General features: G+C 69.3%; 21 protein-coding genes. 5 read left to right on the top strand and 16 right to left on the bottom strand.

Going from position 1 to position 23,031, the window contains the following annotated elements; all coding sequences use genetic code 11:
• Positions 1-20 precede the first annotated feature (20 nt).
• Positions 21-890: a 1,4-dihydroxy-2-naphthoate polyprenyltransferase gene (locus DKM19_RS08490; protein WP_110695223.1), complete on the top strand. Its 870-nt coding sequence runs from the start codon at positions 21-23 to the stop codon at positions 888-890.
• 324 nt (positions 891-1,214) lie between these two features.
• Here the strand turns inward: DKM19_RS08490 and DKM19_RS08485 are convergent, their stop codons facing one another.
• The 14 genes from DKM19_RS08485 to rimP all read right to left on the bottom strand — a co-directional run bounded on the left by DKM19_RS08485 (position 1,215) and on the right by rimP (position 16,762).
• Positions 1,215-1,724, bottom strand: coding sequence for a GNAT family N-acetyltransferase (locus DKM19_RS08485; protein ID WP_110695222.1), 510 nt, complete (start codon positions 1,722-1,724; stop codon positions 1,215-1,217).
• Positions 1,725-1,764: 40 nt separating this feature from the next.
• A complete protein-coding gene (dapB, locus tag DKM19_RS08480) occupies positions 1,765-2,502 on the bottom strand; it encodes a 4-hydroxy-tetrahydrodipicolinate reductase (RefSeq protein WP_110695221.1) in 738 nt (245 codons plus the stop codon).
• A gap of 124 nt (positions 2,503-2,626) precedes the next feature.
• Entirely contained in the window at positions 2,627-3,937 is a 1,311-nt protein-coding gene (locus DKM19_RS08475) for a pitrilysin family protein (protein ID WP_110705563.1), read from the bottom strand.
• Complete coding sequence (locus DKM19_RS08470; protein ID WP_110695220.1) at positions 3,937-6,297, bottom strand: polyribonucleotide nucleotidyltransferase; 2,361 nt, start codon at positions 6,295-6,297, stop codon at positions 3,937-3,939. Before DKM19_RS08470 ends, DKM19_RS08475 begins: the two co-directional genes overlap by 1 nt.
• 319 nt (positions 6,298-6,616) lie before the next feature.
• The gene (gene rpsO, locus DKM19_RS08465; RefSeq protein WP_089207893.1) at positions 6,617-6,886 is read right to left on the bottom strand and encodes a 30S ribosomal protein S15; all 270 of its coding nucleotides are present in this window, start codon (positions 6,884-6,886) and stop codon (positions 6,617-6,619) included.
• A 286-nt stretch (positions 6,887-7,172) separates the two neighbouring features.
• A complete protein-coding gene (locus DKM19_RS08460) occupies positions 7,173-8,126 on the bottom strand; it encodes a bifunctional riboflavin kinase/FAD synthetase (RefSeq protein WP_110695219.1) in 954 nt (317 codons plus the stop codon).
• A 499-nt stretch (positions 8,127-8,625) separates the two neighbouring features.
• Positions 8,626-9,525, bottom strand: a complete 900-nt coding sequence (gene truB / locus DKM19_RS08455; protein ID WP_110695218.1) for a tRNA pseudouridine(55) synthase TruB — start codon at positions 9,523-9,525, stop codon at positions 8,626-8,628.
• A 77-nt stretch (positions 9,526-9,602) separates the two neighbouring features.
• Positions 9,603-10,598: a bifunctional oligoribonuclease/PAP phosphatase NrnA gene (locus DKM19_RS08450; RefSeq protein ID WP_110695217.1), complete on the bottom strand. Its 996-nt coding sequence runs from the start codon at positions 10,596-10,598 to the stop codon at positions 9,603-9,605.
• A complete protein-coding gene (rbfA, locus tag DKM19_RS08445) occupies positions 10,598-11,080 on the bottom strand; it encodes a 30S ribosome-binding factor RbfA (protein ID WP_110695216.1) in 483 nt (160 codons plus the stop codon). Before rbfA ends, DKM19_RS08450 begins: the two co-directional genes overlap by 1 nt.
• A gap of 68 nt (positions 11,081-11,148) precedes the next feature.
• Positions 11,149-11,448, bottom strand: coding sequence for a DUF503 domain-containing protein (locus tag DKM19_RS08440; protein WP_110695215.1), 300 nt, complete (start codon positions 11,446-11,448; stop codon positions 11,149-11,151).
• 121 nt (positions 11,449-11,569) lie between these two features.
• Positions 11,570-14,812, bottom strand: a complete 3,243-nt coding sequence (gene infB / locus DKM19_RS08435; protein WP_110695214.1) for a translation initiation factor IF-2 — start codon at positions 14,810-14,812, stop codon at positions 11,570-11,572.
• Between the two features lie 143 nt (positions 14,813-14,955).
• Complete coding sequence (locus tag DKM19_RS08430; RefSeq protein WP_110695213.1) at positions 14,956-15,258, bottom strand: YlxR family protein; 303 nt, start codon at positions 15,256-15,258, stop codon at positions 14,956-14,958.
• Positions 15,242-16,237, bottom strand: a complete 996-nt coding sequence (gene nusA, locus DKM19_RS08425) for a transcription termination factor NusA (protein WP_204359044.1) — start codon at positions 16,235-16,237, stop codon at positions 15,242-15,244. The genes DKM19_RS08430 and nusA overlap by 17 nt, the downstream gene beginning before the upstream one ends.
• A 24-nt stretch (positions 16,238-16,261) precedes the next feature.
• Positions 16,262-16,762 carry a ribosome maturation factor RimP gene (gene rimP, locus DKM19_RS08420; protein WP_110695212.1) on the bottom strand — a complete coding sequence of 167 codons (501 nt, stop codon included), beginning with the start codon at positions 16,760-16,762 and terminating at the stop codon, positions 16,262-16,264.
• A 190-nt stretch (positions 16,763-16,952) separates the two neighbouring features.
• Here rimP and DKM19_RS08415 point away from each other — a divergent pair, with 190 nt between their 5' ends.
• From DKM19_RS08415 to DKM19_RS08405, 3 genes are all read left to right on the top strand, one after another.
• Positions 16,953-17,468, top strand: coding sequence for a twin-arginine translocation signal domain-containing protein (locus DKM19_RS08415; protein ID WP_162641367.1), 516 nt, complete (start codon positions 16,953-16,955; stop codon positions 17,466-17,468).
• A complete protein-coding gene (locus DKM19_RS08410) occupies positions 17,465-17,932 on the top strand; it encodes a ferritin-like domain-containing protein (RefSeq protein WP_110695210.1) in 468 nt (155 codons plus the stop codon). Before DKM19_RS08415 ends, DKM19_RS08410 begins: the two co-directional genes overlap by 4 nt.
• Positions 17,933-18,236: 304 nt before the next feature.
• On the top strand, positions 18,237-18,431 hold the full coding sequence (locus DKM19_RS08405; RefSeq protein ID WP_110695209.1) for a DUF4236 domain-containing protein: 195 nt from the start codon (positions 18,237-18,239) through the stop codon (positions 18,429-18,431).
• Between the two features lie 402 nt (positions 18,432-18,833).
• Here DKM19_RS08405 and DKM19_RS08400 read toward each other — a convergent pair whose 3' ends face one another.
• Together DKM19_RS08400 and DKM19_RS08395 are read right to left on the bottom strand one after the other, a co-directional pair.
• Positions 18,834-20,585 (bottom strand): proline--tRNA ligase, encoded by a 1,752-nt coding sequence (locus DKM19_RS08400; RefSeq protein WP_110695208.1) that lies wholly within the window; start codon positions 20,583-20,585, stop codon positions 18,834-18,836.
• Between the two features lie 77 nt (positions 20,586-20,662).
• On the bottom strand, positions 20,663-21,235 hold the full coding sequence (locus DKM19_RS08395) for a hypothetical protein (RefSeq protein ID WP_162641366.1): 573 nt from the start codon (positions 21,233-21,235) through the stop codon (positions 20,663-20,665).
• Between the two features lie 388 nt (positions 21,236-21,623).
• Between DKM19_RS08395 and DKM19_RS08390 the strand changes: the two genes are divergently transcribed.
• Entirely contained in the window at positions 21,624-22,928 is a 1,305-nt protein-coding gene (locus DKM19_RS08390; protein WP_110695206.1) for an FAD-dependent oxidoreductase, read from the top strand.
• Positions 22,929-23,031 lie beyond the last annotated feature (103 nt).

The raw sequence follows: 23,031 nt of genomic DNA, 5'->3' as shown, positions 1-23,031 counted from the left end.
CGAGAGGAAATCGCAACACCATGGCCACCCCGAGCCAGTGGATCGCCGGAGCACGTCCGCGCACCCTTCCCGCTGCCGTCGTGCCCGTCGCCGTCGGCACCGGAGTCGCGATCGGATACGAAGGGGCGGTGTGGTGGCGGGCCCTGCTCGCCCTGTTCGTGGCGCTGGCACTGCAGGTCGGCGTGAACTACGCCAACGACTACAGCGACGGCGTGCGCGGCACCGACGACGAGCGGGTCGGTCCGATGCGCCTGGTCGGCTCGGGTGCCGCGTCGCCCCGTCAGGTCCTCGTCGCCGCGTTCGGCTGTTTCCTGGCCGCCGCGGTGGCGGGGCTGGTGCTGGTCGTGGTCACGGGGGCCTGGTGGCTGCTCCTGGTGGGCGCGGCGTCGATCGCGGCGGCCTGGTTCTACACCGGCGGCCGGGCTCCCTACGGTTACCGCGCGCTCGGCGAGATCTCGGTGTTCGTGTTCTTCGGTCTGGTCGCGGTGGCGGGCACCACGTTCGTACAGCTCGAATATCTGCCCTGGCCGGCGGTGGCGGCCGCGGTCCCGGCGGGTCTGCTGGCCTGTGCGCTGCTGGTGGTCAACAACCTGCGCGACATCGTGACCGACGGCCCGTCCGGGAAACGCACCATGGCCGTGGTCCTCGGCGACAGCCGCACCCGCGTCCTCTACACCCTCTGCCTGACCCTGCCGCTCATCATCGCGCTGATCCTGGCGCTGTGGCACCCGTTCGCGGCACTGGCCGTGCTCACCGCACCCCTCGCCCTCATCCCGGTGAAGGCCGTCAGGGAGGGCGCCACGGGCCCCGCGCTGATCGCCACCCTCCAGCAGACCGGCCGCTTCCAGCTCCTGTTCGGCCTGCTGTTCGCCATCGGCCTGGCAATCTGACGCCCGTCACCACCGGTTCCGGCATTCCGACGCCGCCACCATCGGTTCCGGGGATCCCTGGTCGCTGAGTTCTGGACGTCTGGGCCAAGTTCTCACGCGGCATGCGGCAGCCCGACGCGGGCCGCGTAGCCGTTGACGTGGTCGGCGAGGATCTTGAGCGTGGCTCCGAGCTCGCACTCCGACGCCTTCACCATCGGTTCCGACGCTTCAGCCGAGCCTCTCCTGAGCTTCAACGGCCTTCACTGACGCTCTCGGCGGGGATCCCAGCCTTCTCAAGCGCTCCCGAGCGGAGAGCCAGTCGTCCCGGCCCTGACCACCGGCGCGTCAGAGGATCCGGCGCATCACGACGCGGGGCGCGAGCTCGATGCCCAGCTCCCGCTCGTGCACCACCAGTGCCGCCAGCTCCGGGCCCCATTCCGCGGGATCCAGCACGGCGAAGCCACGCTGCGCGTACCACGGCCCGTTCCAGGGCACGTCCCGGAACGTCGTCAGCGTCACGGCGGCGCAGCCCTCCGAGGCCGCGTGGTCGCAGACCGCCTCCAGCAGACGCCCCCCGATGCCCTGCCTCCCGTGATCGGGATGGACGGCGAGCTGATCGAGGTGGAGCGACCCGTCGATCCAGCCGAACATGGCGAACCCCACCGGCGGACTCCCCGCCACCAGGACCCGCGACGGGTCGTCGGTCTCCTCGATCATCGTGGTCCCGGGCGGGAAGACGATGCCCACCTGCGCGAAGACCCCGTCCGCGGCGACCTCCACCCCCACCAGCCCGGCCAGCTCCTCCGCCCGCGCCCAGCGGACCCCAGCCGACGCTGAAGATCGAGTGCTTGTCATAGAACTGGAGGATATAGCGGCGCCGGAGGCGTTCCGGGTCTTACAGGTCGAGGAGGGGCTCCAGGCCGAGGGTCAGGCCGGGAAGCTCGCGGACGCGGCGCACGCCCAGCAGCACGCCCGGGGTGAACGACGAGCGGTTCATGGTGTCGTGGCGGAGGGTGAGGATCTCCCCGTCTCCGCCCAGGAGCACCTCCTGATGGGCGATCAGCCCGGCCAGCCGCACCGAGTGCACCCGAACGCCGTCCACGTCGGCGCCGCGGGCCCCGTCCAGCTCCGCGCTGGTCGCGTCGGGCATCGGCCCGGCCCCGGCCTTACGTCGCGCCTCGGCGACCAGCTCGGCCGTACGGCGAGCGGTTCCGGAGGGGGCGTCGGCCTTGTTCGGGTGGTGCAGCTCGACGATCTCGACGGAGTCGAAGTAGCGGGCGGCCTGCTGGGCGAAGTGCATCATCAGCACCGCCGCGATGCCGAAGTTGGGCGCGATCAGCGCGTTGGTGCCGGGGTTGGCGTCCAGCCAGCCCCTGACGGTCGCCAGACGCCCGGCGTCGAAACCCGTGGTGCCGACCACCGGGTGGATGCCGTGGGAGATGCACCACTCGAGGTTGCCCATGACCACGTCGGGGTGGGTGAAGTCCACCACCACCTCGGAGCCCTCAAGCCCCTCGATCGGGTCGTCCTTGTCGACGGCCGCGACCAACTCCATATCGTCCGCCGCCTCGACGGCCTTACACACTTCGATACCGACACGCCCGCGGGCGCCGAGAACTCCAACCCTGATCACGGCCCCAAGGTTATACCGTCCGCCCCCGCCGGATCTTCAGGGACCACCGGCTTCCCGGTACGGCGGAGCCGCGTCAAAGAGCGGCCCCGGCGCGAAGGCGCCGGGGCCGCTCTTGATATGACCGTCAGCCGGTCAGGACCCAGCCGAAGTCCTTGTCCTCGTAGGGGCCGATGACCGCGAGGGACATCGGACGCGTGAGGACGTCTGCGGCGACCTCCGCGATCTCCTCCGGAGTCACCGCCTCGATCCTGCCGAGAACGTCGTCGACCGAGAGCAGCTCGTCGAAGACCAGCTCGCCCTTGCCGATCCGGGACATCCGGGAGCCGGTGTCCTCCAGGCCGAGCACGAGACCGCCGCGCATCTGGCCCTTGCCTCGGAAGATCTCCTCCTCGGTGAGGCCGTCGGCGACCACCCGGAGCACCTCCTCCCGGCAGATCTTCAGCACGTCGTCGATCTTCGACGGCAGGCAGCCGACGTAGATGCCGAACTGGCCGGTGTCCGCGTGAGCGGAGGTGTAGGAGTAGGTCGAGTAGGCGAGGCCCCTCTTCTCCCTGATCTCCTGGAACAGCCGCGAGGACATGCCGCCGCCGAGCGCCGCGTTGAACACGCCGAGCGCGAAGCGGCGCTCGTCGGTGCGGACCAGCGCGGTCGTGCCGAGGACCAGGTTGGCCTGCTCGGTCGGCCGGTGCACGACCTTGACGCCGGAGAGGGCCTCGACTTCGGGGCCCGCAAGGCGCGGAGACACCGGCGAGGCGTCCCCGCCGAGGGCTCCGGCCCGCTCGTAGGCCGCGGCGACCAGGGCCACGACCTGCTCGTGATCGATGTTGCCCGCCACCGACACCACGGTGTGCGTCGGCAGGTAGTAACGCCGGTAGTACTCGGCGATCCGGTCGCGGGTGACCTCGTTGATCGATTCGACCGTGCCGAGGATCGGCCGGCCGATGGGCGTGTCGCCGTACAGCTCCGCGGAGAACTGCTCGTGCACCGCGTCCGAGGGATCGTCGTCGTGCATGGCGATCTCCTCCAGGATCACGCCACGCTCGGCCTCGACATCCTCGGGGGTGATGAGCGAGGAGGTCACCACGTCGGCGAGCACGTCGATCGCCACCCGCAGATCCTCGTCGAGGACCCGCGCGTAGTAGCAGGTGTACTCCTTGGCGGTGAAGGCGTTGATCTCACCGCCGATGCCCTCGATGGCTGCGGAGATCTCCAGAGCGTCCCGCGTGGGCGTTCCCTTGAACAGCAGGTGCTCAAGGAAATGCGAGGCCCCCATGTGCTCGGGTGACTCGTCCCGCGATCCGATGCCGACCCACATGCCGACCGCGACTGAACGCACGGTCGGCATGGACTCGGTCACCACCCGGAGCCCACCGGGGAGGACGGTGCGCCGCACGACCCCGACACCGTCTTTGCCGGGGTGCAGAGTGGTGGTTATCACGAGTTGCGGTCTTCTCCCCCACGGCCGCCGCCGTTGCTGCTGCTCCCGCCACCGCCACCGCTGCTGCTGCGGGTGCGGGTGCGACGGGGCCGGTCCTCGCGGGGACGGTCGTCGGCGGCGGCGGCGGGAGCCGGCGCGGCCTCGGGCTCGTCCTCGGAGGCGCCGCTCTCGGCCTTGGCCGCGGACTCCTTCTCGATGACCTCGACGGGCACCAGGGAGAGCTTGCCGCGGGAGTCGATCTCGGCGATCTCCACCTGGACCTTCTCGCCGACGTTCATGACGTCTTCGACGTTCTCGATGCGCTTGCCGCCGTGCAGCTTGCGGATCTGGGAGACGTGCAGGAGCCCGTCCTTGCCCGGCATGAGGGAGATGAAGGCGCCGAAGGCAGCGATCTTGACGACCGTGCCCAGGTAGCGCTCACCGATCTCCGGCATGTGCGGGTTCGCGATGGCGTTGATCGCCGACCTGGCCGCCTCGGCGGACGGGCCGTCGGTGGCACCGATGTAGATGGTGCCGTCGTCCTCCAGGGTGATCTCGGCGCCGGTGTCGTCCTGGATCTGGTTGATCATCTTGCCCTTCGGGCCGATGACCTCTCCGATCTTGTCAACCGGGATCTTGATCGTGATGATGCGCGGAGCCGTCGCGTTCATCTCCGCCGGGGAGTCGATGGCCTCCCGCATCACCTCGATGATGGCAAGACGGGCGCCCTTGGCCTGCTTCAGCGCGGCGGCCAGGATCGACGCGGGGATGCCGTCGAGCTTGGTGTCGAGCTGGAGCGCGGTGATGACGTCCTTGGTGCCGGCGACCTTGAAGTCCATGTCGCCCATGGCATCCTCGGCACCGAGGATGTCGGTCAGCGTGACGTAGTCGCCACCCTCGTGGATGAGACCCATCGCGATGCCCGCGACGATGCCCTTGAGGGGGACGCCCGCGTCGAGCAGCGCCATCGTCGAGGCGCAGACCGAGCCCATCGAGGTCGAGCCGTTGGAGCCCAGCGCCTCGGAGACCTGGCGGATCGCGTAGGGGAACTCCTCGCGAGCCGGCAGGACCGGGACGAGTGCCCGCTCGGCGAGCGCGCCGTGGCCGATCTCCCGGCGCTTGGGCGAGCCCACGCGGCCGGTCTCACCGGTGGAGTACGGCGGGAAGTTGTAGTTGTGCATGTAGCGCTTGGTGCGCTCGGGGTTGAGCGTGTCGATCATCTGCTCCATGCGGAGCATGTTCAGGGTGGTGATGCCCAGGATCTGGGTCTCACCGCGCTCGAACAGGGCCGAACCGTGCACGCGGGGCACGACGTGCACCTCGGCGCTCAGCTGGCGGATGTCCTTGACGCCACGGCCGTCGATGCGGATGCCCTCGGCGATGACCCGCTCGCGCATGAGCTTCTTGGTCAGCGAGCGGAACGCGGCGCTGACCTCCTTCTCGCGACCCTCGAAGTCGGCGGCGACCTTCTCGGCGGCCAGTGCCTTCACCCGGTCGAGCTCGGTCTCGCGCTCCTGCTTGGCGGCGATGGTCAGCGCGGCGGTGAGCTCGCTCTTCACCGCGCCGGTCACGGCCTCCAGGACGTCGTCCTGGTAGTCGAGGAACAGCGGGTAATCGCGGGTCTCCTTGGCGGCGACCTTCGCGATCTTGGCCTGCGCGTCGCACAGCACCTTGATGAACGGCTTGGAGGCCTCGAGGCCCTGGGCCACGGTCTCCTCGGTCGGCGCGACGGCGCCGTCGGCGATGAGCTTGAGCGTGTCACGGGTGGACTCGGCCTCGACCATCATGATCGCGACGTCACCGTCCTCCAGGACGCGACCGGCCACCACCATGTCGAAGGTGGCGTTCGCCAGCTCCGAGTGGGTCGGGAAGGCGATCCACTGACCCTCGATCAGCGCGACGCGGACGCCACCGATCGGGCCGGAGAACGGCAACCCGGCCAGCTGGGTGGAGAGGGACGCGGCGTTGATCGCGACCACGTCGTACAGGTGGTCCGGGTTGAGCGCCATGATGGTGGCGACGACCTGGATCTCGTTGCGCAGGCCCTTGACGAACGACGGGCGCAGCGGCCGGTCGATCAGGCGGCAGGTGAGGATGGCGTCCTCGGAAGGACGGCCCTCACGCCGGAAGAACGATCCGGGAATGCGGCCCGCGGCGTACATTCGCTCCTCGACGTCCACCGTGAGGGGGAAGAAGTCGAGGTTTTCCTTGGGATTCTTGGAGGCGGTGGTCGCAGAGAGGACCATCGTCTCGTCGTCCAGGTAAACAACGGCGGAACCCGCCGCCTGGCGTGCGAGCCGCCCGGTCTCGAACCGGATGGTGCGCGTACCGAAAGAGCCGTTGTCGATAACGGCTTCACTGCTGTGGACACCCTCCACGGGGGACCTCCTTGTAGCTCGGTCGCCCGCGTCCCCCCAGGCGCGCGTATCGCACCTGAGTCGTCTTCTTGCCGGCTCCCCGTAGGTGCAGCGCCGGTCTTCGATCGAAGCGCCCGGTTCCGTACGGCTTACGCCATGATGACCGGGGGCCACTACCGAGGACCGGCCCTCCGACGCCGTGGGGCGCGCTTGCTTGCGGACGCGGGGCACTGTCTCGGCTATTCAGTTTGCTCACTGGGTGCGTGTCTTCATGGCGCGACGCGCCGACGCTCACCCAGATGAGATAAGGGAGCGGCGCGAACGCCGCTCCCTCACAACTCTATCGGCGCAGGCCGAGACGCTCGATGAGCGAACGGTAACGCGCGATGTCCTTGCTCTGCAGGTACTTCAGCAGACGACGGCGGCGACCGACCAGCAGCAGCAGACCGCGGCGGCTGTGGTGGTCGTGCTTGTGCAGCTTCAGGTGCTCGGTAAGCTCGCTGATGCGCTTGCTGAGCAGCGCGATCTGCACCTCGGGGGAACCGGTATCGGTCTCACCCTTGGCGTACTCACCGATGATCTGCTTCTTTGCGGCGGTGTCGAGCGACACGTGTCTCCTTGAACCTCTACGGGCACGCGCGATTTCAGATGCCCGAACGACCATGCGTGCCTACAGTCGCCGTGGCGAGATCAGCACCGGGGCTGTAAAACCGCCGGTTACAGAGCTGACACGCCAGATTACCACCCGTCCTCAGGGTCCCGCACATCGTGCGGACGGGCGGCGGTGGCGGCTCAGGCCGCACAGCCATACGACGGCGTGATCACACGACGATCACACGGCCGGGTGGGCGCACGACCACATGGTCACGGGGCAGCGCAGCCGCGCGGTCACATGATCAGGCGGTCAGGCGGCGGACCTGGTCGACGTCCGCGTGTATCTGCTCGATGAGCGTCTCGATGGAGTCGAATTTTACGTTTCCCCGGAGCCGCGAGCCGAAGTCCACCGCCACGTGGGCGCCATAGAGGTCGAGGTCGTCGCGGTCGAGCGCGTAGGCCTCGACCGTGCGGGGCACACCCTCGAAGGTCGGATTGGTGCCCACGGAGATCGCGGCGGGCCAGCGTGCGCCGTCGTAGACGGCCGGCAGGTTACCGGTCGAGATGCCCTGCAACCAGCCCGCGTAGACGCCGTCGGCGGGGATCGCGGTGAACTCCGGCGACTCCACGTTGGCCGTCGGGAAGCCGAGCTGGCGTCCGCGCTGGTAGCCCCGGACGACCACGCCCTCCACCCGGTGCGGGCGGCCGAGCGTGACGGCGACGGCCTCCATGTCACCGGCGGCCAGCTGCTCACGGATGAGGGTGGAGGAGATGGTCTCTCCATTGCTCACCAACGGAACTCCCTCCGCCACGAAATCGTATTTCTCCCCGAGGGTCCGGAGCGTCTCCACATCACCGGAGGCCTTGTGCCCGAAGCGGAAGTTCTCTCCCACCACGACCCCGGCCGTGTGCAACCGGTCCACGAGCACGATCTGCACGAACTCGTCCGGGCTCATCCGGGAGAACTCCAGCGTGAACGGCAGCACGCACACGGCGTCCACGCCGAGATCTGCGAGCAGCTCGGTGCGGTGCCTGGCCGTTGTCAGCCGCGGCGGGTGGGTGCCCGGCCTGACCACCTCTTCCGGGTGCGGATCGAAGGTCACCACCACCGAGGGCACTCCGAGATCACCGGCCATCGCGACGGCACGGGCCACCATCTGCTGATGACCGCGGTGCACGCCGTCGAAGACGCCGATCGTGACGACGGACCTGCCCCAGTCTTCGGGCACGTCGTCCAATCCGTGCCATCCTCGCACCGCAGCCTCTTCCCCTCGTAGCGGATCGACCCCTAAAGCCTGCCATGCTCCCCGGCCTTCTCTCCAATCGGGGAGGTCATAGCAGGGCGAAAAGGCTCTTGACCTCGGCGGCGAGGCCAAGTACAGGCGCTCATACGGCACCGTTCACGGGTGATCGGCCACACCGGCGTCCGGGACACCCCACCCATGCGATCGGGCACACCGGACCTTCGTCCGGCACCGTTCACGGGCGATCAAGCACGCCGGCGTTCACGGGTGATCGACCGCACCGGCGTCCGGGACACCCCACCCATGCGATCGGGCACACCGGACCTTCGTCCGGCACCGTTCACGGGCGATCAAGCACGCCGGCGTTCACGGGTGATCGGCCACACCGGCGTCCGGGACACCCCACCCATGCGATCGGGCACATCCGACCCTCGTCCGGCACCGTTCACGGGCGATCGGGCAGCGCGGACGGCCAGGCCGGCGAAGACCGGGACCCCACGCGGGGTCCCGGTCAGGAGACGAACACGGCCAGGGACTTGGTGATCCCGCCATGCTCCTCGACCAGGGCCAGCAGCGTGCCATCCGGTCCGAACACGCCGATCGGGCCGCTGCCCAGCCCCACCGAGGGCAGCCGCCCGCCGTGCGCGACGGAGCTCGCCTCCTCGGCGGTGACGTCGCGCCGCGGGAAGACCGCCGCGACCGCGTCGGCCATCGGCAGGATCACGCAGTCGGCGGAGAGCTCTTCGAGGGTGTGAGCCATCGACAGGTCGTAGGGGCCCACGCGAGTGCGGCGCAGGGCGGTCAGGTGACCGCCGGTCCCCAGGTCGGCGCCGAGATCACGGGCCAGGGCCCGGATGTAGGTGCCGCTTGAGCAGGACACCGAGGCGTCGACGTCGACGAGGTCTCCGTGGCGGCGGATATCGGTGATCTCGAAGGCCGACACGGTCACCGGGCGCGACTTGAGCTCGACCTCCTCGCCCGCCCTGGCCCGCTTGTAGGCTCGCTCGCCGTTCACCTTGATGGCGCTGACCTGTGGCGGGATCTGCATGATCGGGCCGGTGAGGGTGGCGACACCCTTCCTGAGGCTCTCCTCGGCGACGTCCGCGGCGGAGAGCGTGGCGATGATCTCGCCCTCGGCGTCGTCGGTGTTGGTGGACTGGCCGAGCCGGATCGTGGCGTCGTACCCCTTCTGGGTGAGCGCGAGGTGTCCCAGAAGCCTGGTCGCCTTCTCCACGCCCACCACCAGTACGCCGGTGGCCATCGGGTCGAGGGTGCCCGCGTGGCCGACCTTGCGGGTGCCCGCGATCCCGCGGAGCTTGGCCACGACGTCGTGCGAGGTCCAGCCGGCGGGCTTGTCCACGATGATCAGCCCGCTCGGCGGCGGGGTGCGCTTGACGCGAGCCGTACTCATCGAGTTCCTCCTGTGGAGACCCCGGGCTTCGGCCCTGGGGAGGATGTCGGTTGGAAAGACCTTTTGCGGAAGGCCTTCTACAAGAGTGCCCGGAGACTCGCGATCGTCTCCTCGACGGGCAGATGGGAGGTGAAGCCGGCGGCCTTGGTGTGCCCGCCACCGCCCAGCGCGGTACAGATCCGTGCGACGTCCACCCCGCCCTTGGACCGGGTGGAGACCTGCCAGGCGCCGTCGTCGTCCTCCTTGAGGACCGCGGTCACGTCCGCCTCGTCGGTGCGCCGGACCACGTCGATGATCCCCTCCACCTCGTCGTACGGCAGGCCGTACGCGGCTCGGTCGGCCCGGGTGACAAACGTCCAGACCAGCCCGCCGCCCACCTCGGGCTCCAGCGTCACCCTGTCGAGGGCGGTGCCGAGCACCCTGAGGTAGGCGAACGGGGACCGATCCCACAGATCCCTGGCGATCTCCTCGGTGTTCAGCCCGGTGGCCACCAGACGGGCGGCCATGGCATGCACCGCGGGGGTGGTCGAGGAGTATTTGAACGAGCCGGTGTCGGTGACCAGTCCGACGTAGAGGCAGGTCGCGATGACCTTGTCGATCGGCAGGCCGAGCCGGTGGAGCAGCTCCTCGGCGAGCACCGCGGTGGCCGCGGCGCCGGGATCGACCAGGTTGAGCGTGCCGAAGCGGGTGTTGGACGGGTGATGGTCCACCACGATCAGCTCGCGGGCCCTGCCCGCGCTGCCGCTCAGCATGGCGAGCCGGCCGACGGTGGGGACGTCAAACGTGATCATCAGCTCGGGCGCGGCCGGGTAGTCGTCGAGCCCGACCAGGAGGTCCTGTCCGGGCAGGAAACGCAGCAGCCGGGGCACCGTGGTCCCGTACTCCCCGAAGGAGGCCGTGACGCGCTTGCCCACCGCGCGCAGGGCCAGCCCGAGGGCGAGCATGGAGCCGAGCGCGTCGCCGTCAGGCGAGACGTGACAGGCCAGCGCGATCTCGTCCGCGGACGAGATGAGCTCGACGGCCCGGTCCCAGTCTCGACCGGACACCGGGCCGTCGTCACGCAGCTGGGGCATCACGTCGCGGAGTGTCCCGCGCGCTCCGAGGGCTCGTCGTCGCTGTCCTCGAACTCGTCGTCGTTCTCGTCGGGCTTGCGGTAGGGGTCCGCCTCGCCCGCGTGCTGCGCGCCCTCGGCCCGCTTGGCGATCTCGACGTCCCTGGCCTTCGCCTCGGCGAGCAGGCCGTCGAGGTGGCGGGCGGTGTCAGGGAGCGGGTCGTGGGTGAACGTCAGCGTCGGCGTGTGACGCAGACCCGTCTGACGGCCCACCTCCGAGCGGATGAGCCCCTTGGCGCTCTCCAGCGCCAGAGCGGAGTCGGTCCTCTCGGCCTCCGAGCCGAACACGGTGTAGAACACCGTGGCATCACCCAGGTCGTTGGTGATCCGCGTGTCCGTGATGGTCACGAAACCCAGCCTCGGGTCCTTGATCCGGCGCTCCAGCATCTCCGCCACAATCTGCTGAATCCGGTCGGCGATCTTACGTGCGCGTGCGACATCCATATCGCTCCCCCCTTCTCACAGTGACGACCGACCGCGAAGGACTGCCCCGCGACCGGTCGTCTCTGTAGCTAGTCCTCGTCCTCGTTGTAGAGCCGGTGCCTGGCGGACAGCAACTCGATTTCCGGATGGAAGGCGATCAGACGTTCGCAGTCGTCCATCACCGCGCCGCAGTTGGCGGCGGTGGAGGATACGACCGCGATCCCGATCTCTGTACGGCGGTGCAGATCCATATGGCCGGTCTCGGCCACGGCCACGGCCGGGAACCGTCGCTGCACCTCGGCGATGATGGGACGCACCACCGAGCGCTTCTCCTTCAGCGAATGAATGTCGCCGAGCAGAATGTCCATTGTCAGGGCGCCTACATACATATTTACTCGCCACGGACGTCACCGTGCCACCGATGGCGCGGGGCCACCCGCCGGCCGAGGGCCCTCACCCTGGGGTGAGAACCGACGGCCGGCGAGTGGTCACCCGCGCCGATCCGAGACATCAGACGCGCGGCTTCTCCCGCATCTCGAACGTCTCGATGACGTCGTCGATCTTGATGTCGCTGTAGCCGACACCGATACCACACTCGTAACCATCGCGGACCTCGGTCGCGTCCTCCTTGAAGCGACGCAGCGAGGAGACGGTGAGGTTGTCGGAGATGACAACGCCACCGCGGATGATCCGGGCCTTGCTGTTTCGGACGATCGTGCCAGAGCGGACCAGAGCACCGGCGATGTTGCCGATCTTCGGCACCTTGAAGACCTCGCGGACTTCGGCGGTGCCCATCTGGACCTCTTCGAACTCCGGCTTGAGCATGCCCTTGAGGGCCGCCTCGATCTCCTCGATCGCCTGGTAGATGACCGAGTAGTAGCGGATGTCGACACCCTCGCGCTCGGCGAGGTCGCGCGCCCGGACTTCGGGGCGCACGTTGAAGCCGATGATGACCGCGTTGTCGTCGGCGACCGCCAGGTTGACGTCGTACTCGGTGATCGCACCGACGGCACGGTGGAGCACCCGCAGGCGCACCTCCTCGCCGACGTCGATCTTGAGCAGCGCGTCCTCGAGGGCCTCGACCGAACCGGAGACGTCACCCTTGATGATGAGCTTGAGCTCATCGATCTGGCCCTTCTCCATCTCGCTGAAGAGCTCTTCGAGGGTGCGGCGACGGCCGGACTTGGCCATGTCCGCGATGCGCTTGCGAGCCGCACGCTGCTGGGCGATCTGGCGCGCCATCCGGTCGTCGGTGACGACGAGGAAGTTGTCACCGGCTCCCGGCACCGCGGTCAGACCGAGGACCAGCACCGGACGCGACGGGTCGGCCTCAAGAATGGCCTCGCCCTTGTCGTCCAGCATCGCCCGGACGCGGCCGAAGGCCTCGCCACAGACGATCGAGTCGCCGACGCGGAGCGTGCCGCGCTGGACCAGCACGGTCGCGACCGGGCCGCGGCCCCTGTCGAGGTGCGCCTCGATGGCGACGCCCTGGGCGTCCATCGTGTCGTTGGCCCGCAGGTCGAGCTCGGCATCCGCGGTGAGCAGGATGGCCTCGAGAAGGTTCTCGATGCCGGTCCCGTTCTTGGCGGAGATGTCGACGAACATGGTCGTGCCGCCGTATTCCTCGGCGACCAGACCGTATTCGGTGAGCTGCGCCCGGACCTTGCCCGGGTCCGCGCCTTCCTTGTCGACCTTGTTGACCGCGACCACGATCGGCACGTCGGCCGCCTGGGCGTGGTTCAGGGCCTCGATGGTCTGCGGCTTCACACCGTCGTCGGCCGCGACCACCAGGACGGCGATGTCGGTGACCTTGGCACCACGGGCACGCATGGCGGTGAACGCCTCGTGGCCCGGGGTGTCGATGAAGGTGATCTTCCGCTCTTCTTCTTCGTGCTCGGTGGTGATCTGGTAAGCACCGATGTGCTGGGTGATCCCACCCGCCTCGCGCGCCACCTCGTTGGTGTTGCGGATGGCGTCGAGCAGCTTGGTCTTACCGTGGTCGACGTGACCCATGACGGTCACGACCGGCGGACGCGCGACGAGATCGGACTCGTCGCCCTCGTCCTCGCCGAACTCGATGTCGAAGGTCTCGAGAAGCTCGCGATCCTCCTCCTCCGGGCTGACCACAAGCAGGTTGTAGTCCAGCTCGGCGGCGAGAAGCTGCAGCGTCTCCTCGTTGACCGACTGCGTGGCGGTCACCATCTCGCCGAGGTGCAGCATGATCTGCACCAGGGACGCGGGGATCGCGCCGATCTTGTCGGCGAAGTCCGACAGGGAGGCGCCGCGCGACAGACGGATCGTCTGACCGCCACCGCGGGGAGCCTGCACGCCACCGATCGCCGGGGCCTGCATGTTGTCGAACTCTTGACGCCGCTGACGCTTGGACTTGCGACCGCGGGTCGGACGTCCTCCCGGACGGCCGAAGGCACCTGCGGTGCCGCCACCACGGCCACGACCGCCGCCACCGGGACGACCGGCGAAACCGCCGCCACCGCCACCGGGACCGCCGGTGCTGGTGCCGGGACGGCCTGCGCCGCCGCCACCACCGGGACGACCGGCGAAACCGCCGCCGCCACCACCGGGACGACCGCCACCGCCGCCGCCACCGGGACGGCCTGCGCCGCCACCGCCGCCGGGACGACCCGCACCGCCGCCACCGCCGGGACGGCCTGCGCCGCCACCGCCGCCACCGGGACCGGCAGGACGACCCTGCGGCATCATCATCGGGCTGGGACGGGGACCGCCGGGACGCGGACCACCCGCGCCGCCGCCGCCACCGGGACGCGGACCACCCGCGCCGGGGCCCGGACGTGAGCCGGGCGCACCGGGCGGACCGGAACGAGCGCCGGGCGGACGGGGACCTGCGTTGTCGCGATTCTGGTCGCGGGGACCACGGTCCTCGCGAGGACCACCGGGACGCGGGCCCCTGTCGCCGGGAGCTCCGTCACGGCCGCCGGGACCACCGGGGCCGGGAGGGCCGCCGGGGCCACCCGGGCCGCCGGTACGCGGCGGACGGGCCTGGCCCATGCCGCTGGCGTTCGACGAGAACGGGTTGTTGCCGGGACGCGGGCCACGCGGGCCCGGACGCGGACCGGGCTTGGCACCCGGACCACCGGGAGCGCCCGCACCGGAGCGGGGGCCCGAGGGGGCTCCACCGGGGCCGGCCGCGGGGCGGCCTTCCGGACGCGCCGCCTCGGGGCGAGCCGCGGGTGCGGGTCGCGGAGCCGGACGCGGGCCGGGCTTGGGGCCGGCGGCCGCGGGACGGCCGACATCGGTGCGGGGCGCCTCGAAACGAGGTGCCTGAACCGGTGAGGGCTGCTGCGGAGCCTGCGGGGGCGGAGCCTGCTGCGGCTGCACCTGCTCGGGCTGAATCTGGGGCACGACCGGCGGGGCCTGCGGCGCGGGAGCCGCCGGCGTCGCAGGGCGAGCCGGTGCGGGACCCGGTCGCGGTCCCGGCCTGGGGGCCGGTCCCGGCTTGGGGATTGAGGTCGGTGCCGCGGTGGCACCGTTTCCGGCCTGGCTGTCGCCAGGCCTGGGGGCCGCCTGAGGCGGCCTGGGCGTTCTGTTACCGCCCTTGTCGGACGAGCCCTTGGTGGGACCGCCCAAAGCTTCCGTGAGCCTGCGGACTACCGGTGCTTCGATAGTCGAGGACGCCGAACGCACGAACTCGCCCATCTCCTGGAGCTTGGCCATAACGACCTTGCTCTCCACACCGAACTCCTTGGCGAGCTCGTATACCCGGACCTTCGCCACTACACTCCCTTGTCTCGGCCCGGGAGGCAGTGCCGCCGGACCGTCGTTACGTAGACGTACTCATCGCCGCATGCTCATCAGGCGCTCATAGCTATCTGACCAGCCCATCAAATCGGCGTCCTACATGACATTTGGTAACCATCTCACCCGATCCTTTCAGTCTGCAGCTCTTCAAGATGACCTCGCACTTGCGACAGATCGAGCGGGACCGCAGTGCGAAACGCACGCGGAAACGCCCGTCGACGCTCAGCGAGATCCAAACAGCTCAAGGAGGGATGCAGCGAAGCACCACGCCCCTGGAGCCGTCGTCGCAGGTCAGGGACGATAACGCCCTCGACCATCACCAGGCGGAGCAGCTCGGAAGAAACCGTGCGAACCCGGCACCCCACACATGTTCTCAGTGGGGAAGCTTGGCCACCATATTCCAGCTTACCGTGTGGATGCATCTGCGGAACCGGCCGCGTCCCCCGCTTGGGTGTCAGGGCGGATATCGATGCGCCAGCCGGTGAGGCGATTGGCCAGCCGGGCATTCTGCCCTTCCTTGCCGATCGCCAGGGAGAGCTGGTAGTCCGGCACCGTCACACGCGCGGCGCGGCCGTCGACGTCGATGACCTCGACATGCGAAACGCGAGCCGGAGAGAGCGCATTCCCCACGAACTCCGCGGGGTCGTCCGACCAGTCGATGATGTCGATCTTCTCGCCGTGCAGCTCGGCCATCACGTTGCGCACGCGCGAGCCCATCGGGCCGATGCAGGCGCCCTTGGCGTTCACGCCGGGACGCCGCGAGCGGACCGCGAGCTTGGTGCGGTGACCCGCCTCGCGGGCGATCGCGGCGATCTCGACGGTGCCGTCGGCGATCTCCGGGACCTCCAGGGCGAAGAGCTTCTTCACCAGACCGGGATGGGTCCGCGACAGGGTCACCGAGGGGCCCTTGTGGCCCTTCTTGACCTGGACCACGTAGCAGCGGATGCGGTCGCCGTGAACGTATTCCTCACCGGGAACCTGCTCACTGTGCGGCAGCACCGCCTCGATCTTGCCCAGGTCCACCAGGACGACCCGGGGGTCCTTGCCCTGCTGGATGACGCCCGCCACGAGCTCGCCCTCACGGCTGGCGAACTCGCCGAAGTTGATCTCGTCCTCGGCGTCGCGGAGCTGCTGCAGGATGACCTGCTTGGCCGTGGTCGCGGCGATGCGGCTGAAGTTGCCCGGGGTGTCGTCGAACTCCCTGAGCACCTCCCCGCTCTCGTCGTCGAGCTCGGCCGCGAAAATGGTCACGTGCCCGGATTTCCGGTCGAGCTCGGCGCGCGCCTTGGCGGCGGCGCCCTCGCTCCGGAAGTATGCGATCAGTAGCGCGTCCTCGATCGCCTTGACGACCAGGTCGAAGGAGATGTCCTTCTCCCGCTCCAGGCTGCGCAGGACGCTCATGTCAATGTCCACGAGGCTTCCCCCTTAGCCTTCGTCGCCGTCTTCGCCGTCGTTTTCGGCGTCGTCGAGCCGGCGGAATTCCACCTGCACCCGTCCTCGGGTCAGGTCCTGATAGTCGATGCGGCGCGGTGCGCCGTCGACGTCCAGCTCCACACCGGTCTCGTCGGTGACGACGATCCGGCCCTCCACGGCGGTGCCGTCTCGCAGGTCGGCCTTGACCAGCCGCTTAACCGCGCGGCGCCAGTGGCGCGGCTCGGTGAGCGGGCGGTCGACCCCCGGAGAGGAAACCTCCAGCACGTACGGGGTGGCACCCATCGCGTCGCCGGCGTCCAGCGTCTCGGAGACGGCACGGCTGACCTCGGCGACGTCGTCCAGGCTCACACCGCCGTCACGGTCGACGATGACACGCAGCAACCGCCGCTTGCCCGCCGGTGTGACCGTGACGTCCTCCAAGTCGAGCCCTTCGGCTTCGACGACAGGTTCCAGAAGCTCCATCAGGCGGTCGCGGGATGTGGCGCTGCCCATGCCGACCTCCCATTGTCACGATCTCAGCCGGGCGGACCTCGCCCATGCGATTAACCAGCCTATCCACACCAGGGCGTAGAAAGAGCGCCACTCGGTGTGGCGACGCCGTCCGAGAAGCGAGGTGACTGTGATGCCATGCCCGTACGATGTTAGAGGCGTCAGCAACCCATGTCATAACCGGAGGTCGCCCGTGCGTTCCGTCTCCCGGCGCACCCTGTTACGGGGCAGCGCTCTCGGGGTGGCCGCCCTGACGGTGGCGGGCTGCGCCTCCGAGGAGCCGAAACCCGTCGTGGCCGCGCCCCCGGATCCGGAGACGGTGCTGCTCAACCAGCTGATCGCGGGCAAGGAGCGGACCGTCGCGCTGTACGCCTCGGCGGCCTCCGCCAAGCTCGCGCCCTTCGCCGAGCGGCACGAGGCCCACCTGGCCGAGCTCCGCCGCAGACTCCGCGACAAGCTCCTTTCGAGCGCCTCTTCCGCCGCTGTGCCTTCCTCGCCGCCCTCGCCCGCCGCCACACCGCCCTCGCCGTCGGCCACCCCCTCACCGAGCCGCAGGCCCACCCTGCGGAGCCTGCGCGACCTGGAGCAGAAGGCCGCGGCGCTCCGCCCCCGCCAGCTCGCCGGGGTCTCCCCCGCGCTGGCCCAGCTGATCGCGTCCATCGGCGCCTGTGAGGCCGCACACGCCATGGCCCTCTCGAGGTCCCTGTGACGGCCGGCCAGGAGCTTGACACGGCTCTGGCGGCCGAGCACGCGGCCGTCTACGCCTACGGGATCATCGGTGCCAGGACCACGGGAAACCTGCGCGTCATCGCGACGGCGGCCTTCAACGCCCACCGCGCCCGCCGCGACCGGCTCCGCACCTTGATCATCTCTGGCGGCGGCACCCCCGCCGAGCCGACCGCGACCTATGACCTGCCGGTCATCCCGTCCACCCCGGCCCAGGCCGTGGAGCTGGCCGTGCTGGTCGAGGAGGGGGTGACCACCGCATACCTGGAGCTGACCGCGTCCACCGACGCGGCCGTCCGCCAGATGTCCGCGCTGGCCATGCAGGAGTGCACCACCCGTTCGTACGGCCTGCGCCCGGAGATCGCGGCCTTCCCCGGCATGCCCCCCGCCCCCAAACCCGCCCTCCCGGCGACGGCCCCGTCAAGCAGCGCCGCCCCCTCACAGTGAGCCCGGCGAGCCGGCGACCCCAGCGGTGAAGCGGCGGCCCGCCGGTGAACGGGAGATCCCGTCGGTGAGCCGACAGCCTCGATGAGCCGGCGGCTTCGGTGAAGCACCGATCACGTCGGTGAGCCGGCGATCACGTCGCGGCGATCGCGGCTTACTTCCGGTTTTGCCACACTAAATCCCTTATCTCCGTTTAAATTCTCTTTGTCAATGATTGTCGCATTTACCGTAAGCAGCCATATTTGCTGCGTTTATTGCGAGCCTGGTGGGTAGCTGAACTTCCGCGAATACGTCTAGGGAGGAAGCAATGGGCTGGGGATATAGGAAGTCGATGAAGTTCGGTCCGTTCCGCGTCAATCTTTCGCGAAGCGGTGTGGGCCACAGCTGGGGTAACCGCGCCTTCCGCGTCACCAAGACGGCCGACGGGCGCCGCACGCTGAGCGTCAACCTCCCCGGGGGCTTCCACTGGCGTAAGACTCTCGGGAGCAGCACTCGCCGCTGACGGGCTTCTTGGAATCGGGCAGGGTTTCGGCGATCGCAGATTTCAGGTCGCGAGGACCCCTGACGGCCGTAAACAGGCGACCGTCGACCTGCCCGGCGAATTCCCCGTGAGCACGCTGATCTTCCCCGTGAGCACGCTGATCGGCGGACGTTCACGGCGCGTCGCCACCGATGCCGACGCGCCCCCAACCGGGCCCCATCACCACCGGCGCGGACCGTACGAACGGCAGGGCGGACCGTACGGACGACAGGGCCGCGCTGTGCGCAAACCGCGCAGACGACCGCGCGATACGGACGGCAGGGCCGTGCGGACGAAGGAGCGGCCCACCCGTGACGGGTGGGCCGCTCCTCTTCCTGCGAAAACGCCGGGATTTGCGCGCGAAGACGCCGGAGGCGCCGGAGGTCAGGCGTGGCAGGCGTGGCAGGCGGCCACGACGCGGTCGACGGCCTCGGCGATCGGGATCTCCTCCTTGACGCCGGTGACGCGGTCACGCAGCTCCGCGACACCCTGGGCGAGACCGCGGCCGACGATCAGGATCGTCGGCATGCCCAGCAGCTCGGCGTCCTTGAACTTCACCCCCGGGGAAACTCCGGCCCGGTCGTCGACCAGGACGCGCAGGCCGCGAGCCTCGAGCTCCTCGGCGAGCCGGGTCGCGGCCTCGATCTGACCGTCCTTGCCGGTGCCCACGACGTGAACGTCGACGGGGGCGACCTCGCGGGGCCAGACCAGGCCCAGCTCGTCGTGCCTCTGCTCGACGATCACGGCCACGGCCCGGGAGACACCGACGCCGTAGGAGCCCATGGTGACGCGGATGGGCTTGCCGTCGGGGCCGAGGGCGTCGAGCTTGGCGGCGTCGGCGTATTTGCGGCCGAGCTGGAAGATGTGACCGATCTCGATGCCCCGGTCGATGGAGAGGGCGGAGCCGCAGACCGGGCAGGCGTCGCCGGTGCGGACCTCGGCGGCCTCGATGGTGCCGTCGGCGACGAAGTCACGGCCGGCCACGACGTCCACGGCGTGCTTGCCGGGCTCGTTGGCACCGGTCACCCAGGCGGTGCCGTCGACCACGCGGGGGTCGACGAGGTAGCGGATGCCGAGGCCCTTGAGGACCTGCGGGCCGATGTAGCCGCGGACCAGGCCGGGGTGCCTGGCGAAGTCCTCGGCCTCGAAGATGGCGGGCTCGCCGGGGGCCAGAGAGGCCTCCAGCCGCTTGAAGTCGACCTCACGGTCTCCGGGCACGCCGATGATCAGTGTCTCGGGCTTGTCGGAACCGGGCTTGGTCACCTTGACCACGATGTTCTTGAGCGTCTCGGCGGCGGTGACGTTGAGACCGTGGTGCTCGTTGACGTAGGTGACCAGCGACTCGATGGTCGGCGTCCCGGGGGTGTCGAGCACCCGCTGGGCGGGCCGTTCCCCGGTGATCGCGGCGGGGGCGGGGGTGGTGACCGCCTCCGCGTTGGCCGCGTAGCCGCAGTGGTGGCAGGCCACGAAGGTGTCCTCGCCGGTCACGGCGGGGGCGAGGAACTCCTCCGACGCCGAGCCGCCCATCGCGCCGGACGTGGCGAAGCAGATCTTGTAGCCGATGCCGAGACGGTCGAAGATCTTGATGTAGGTCTCGCGGTGCCGCTCGTAGGAGTGCTTGAGACCCTCGTCGTCCAGGTCGAAGGAGTAGGAGTCCTTCATGACGAACTCGCGACCGCGCAGGATGCCCGCCCGGGGACGGGCCTCATCGCGGTATTTCGTCTGGATCTGGTAGAGCGTCACCGGATAGTCCTTGTAGGAGGCGTATTCCCCCTTGACCATGTCGGTGAACATCTCCTCGTGGGTGGGGCCGAGCAGGTAGTCGGCACCCTTGCGGTCCTTCAGGCGGAAGAGCGTGTCACCGTACTCCGTCCAGCGACCGGTGGCCTCGTAGTATTCGCGGGGCAGGAGCGCGGGGAAGAGGACCTCCTGGCCGCCCATGCGATCCATCTCCTCGCGCACGATGCGCGTGACGTTCTCCAGGACCATCTTGCCGAGGGGCAGCCAGGAGTAGACGCCGGGTGCGACACGGCGGACGTAGCCGGCGCGGACGAGCAACTTGTGGCTCGGGACCTCCGCGTCTGCCGGGTCGTCCCTCAGGGTTCGAAGAAACAACGACGACATGCGCAGCAGCACGGCTACTCCTAGCTAGCAGGGAAACGATGTCCTACAGGCTATCGAGTGGTGCAAGCCGATTGTCTGCGTTGGCCGCTTCAGAAGCCTGCGGCGAGGAAGTTGGCCGATGCGATGACCAGTGCGATCGCCCCGGAGCGGATCCATCCCCAGCCCCTGCGCAGCGAGAGCACCAGCCCCAGCATGAGCACGCCGACGATCGCGACGTTCCAGGGCCAGAACGCCGGGACGTACTCCGGTCTGCCGGGCAACGTGCTCGCCATGCCCACGACCGCGACGAGCCCGGCCAGCACGCCGCCCGCCAGGTCTCCCCACAGGTCGTCGCGCCGGGTGAAGTAGGCGAGCACCCCGAACAGCGCGAGGGTGACGAACATGAGGTTCATCACGGTGCCGCTGCCGCCGAGGCCCCTGAACTGGTCCTCGACATGGAGGATGGAGACGGTCAGCAGTGAGACGAGCGGTCCGAACGCGGCGAGCACACCGGCCAGCAACGCCCAGCCGAAACCGGCGGCGCTCCGTCCCACTATGACGATGAGAAGGATGTAGGCGTAAGGGCTGTAGACGCCGTAGAGCGGCTCGGGTCCGTAGGAGAGCAGTGCCCCCAGGACGCCGAGCAGTATTCCCGCGAAGAGCGAGACGACCATGTGTTGCACGATGGCTTTCTCACGGCGATCTCCCGCAAGGAAGTCAAGCGTGTAATTCCGTTCCACCAAAGCCACCGATCCCCCGATCAAACTGTCCTGTGGCTACGCGCAGTATACCTGACCTGCGGTAATGCGCAGAAAGCCTTGGAAGTCCTTGATGAGGCGATCGCCGGGCCATGCCCTGTTCGTGAGCCTGCCGGGGCTTTCGACGGACCCGTCAGGACAGGTTCGACCGGTTGCGGCGGCCGGCCTCTCCCGGGCCTGGCGGACGACGGCACGGGACCCTCGGCGGTGGACGATTCGATCACGTCGGCGCGCGATCCTGGCCGAGCGGCCCCCGTTGGTACAGAATCGAATAGGGAATCGCGTTCATGACATCCAACGCCGAGGAGGCGATGTGTCACTCCGAGTCGCGATTGTGGGATCGGGGCCTGCCGGGATCTACACGGCCGAGGCGCTGATGAAACAGGCCTCCGGCGACGTCGAGGTGGACGTGCTGGAGCGGCTGCCCACGCCCTACGGGCTGGTGCGGTACGGCGTGGCCCCGGACCACACGTCGATCAAGTCGATCGCGGGCTATCTGCGCGGGGTCCTGGAGCTGCCGAACGTCCGGTTCCTGGGCGGCGTCGAGCTCGGCAAGGACATCGACGTGGCGGACCTGCTCGACTGCTACGACGCCGTGGTCTACTGCACCGGCGCGATGGTGGACCGGCGGATGGGCATACCCGGCGAGGACCTGCCGGGGAGTGTGGCCGCCACCGACTTCGTGAACTGGTACTGCGGCCATCCCGACATGCCCGCCGACCGCTTTGTCCTCGACAGTTCCGAGGTCGCGGTGATCGGCGTGGGCAACGTGGCCGTGGACGTGGTGCGCGTCCTCGCCAAGACCGCGGAGGAGCTGCGCGCCACCGACGTGCCGGAAGAGGTGCTGACCAGGCTGGCGGAGAGCAAGGTCAAGGCCATCCACATGATCGGCCGCCGGGGGCCCGAGCACGCCAAGTTCACCCTGAAGGAGCTGCGGGAGCTGGGCGAGCTGGCCAACGCGGACGTGTACGTACGGCCGGAGGAGTGCGTGGCGGACGTCACGGCGGCCTCACGGCAGGTCCGGGGAAACGTCGAGGTCCTGCAGAGCTGGGCCGCCCGAGGTCCCGTGGGCCGTCCCCGGCGGCTGGACGTCCGGTTCTGGATGCGTCCGGTGGAGATCCTCGGTGACGGCAGGGTGGAGGCGCTCAAGCTCGAACGCACCCGGCTGACCGAGGGCCGGGTCGTCGGCACCGGAGAGTTCGAGACCATCCCGGTCGGCATGGTCCTGCGCTCGGTCGGCTACCGGAGCGTGCCGCTGCCCGGTGTCCCCTTCTCCGAGGCCACCATGACCGTGCCGAACGAGGCCGGGCGGATCCAGGGCCGCGACCGCGAGTTCGTGGCGGGCTGGCTCAAGCGCGGCCCCACCGGCGTGATCGGCACCAACAAGTCCGACGCCGCCGAGACGGTCCGCACCCTCCTCGCCGACCTCGCCGGCCGTGAGCCGGTACGGCAGGCGGACCTGGACACCGTTCTCGCCTCCCGGGGCGTGCTGCCCATCACCTACGAGCACTGGCTGGCCATCGAGGCGGCCGAGGCCGCCCTGGCGAAGTCCCTCGACCGCGGCGAACGCGTGAAGCTGGTCGGCCTCGCCGCCATGCTGCACGCCTCCGGCCGGTAGCGCGCGCTCCCCCGGCTCCATTGGGTGCCTGGCCTCGGCGCGCACCGGCCGTTAGAGTGCCTGGCCGGTCGTCGGAATGCCGGGGTACGGCCGGCCGACACGT

The sequence above is a fragment of the Streptosporangium sp. 'caverna' genome (assembly GCF_003203775.1).
GTDB classification, from domain to species: Bacteria; Actinomycetota; Actinomycetes; order Streptosporangiales; family Streptosporangiaceae; genus Streptosporangium; species Streptosporangium subroseum.
This window is presented reverse-complemented; position numbering and strand designations above follow the sequence as displayed.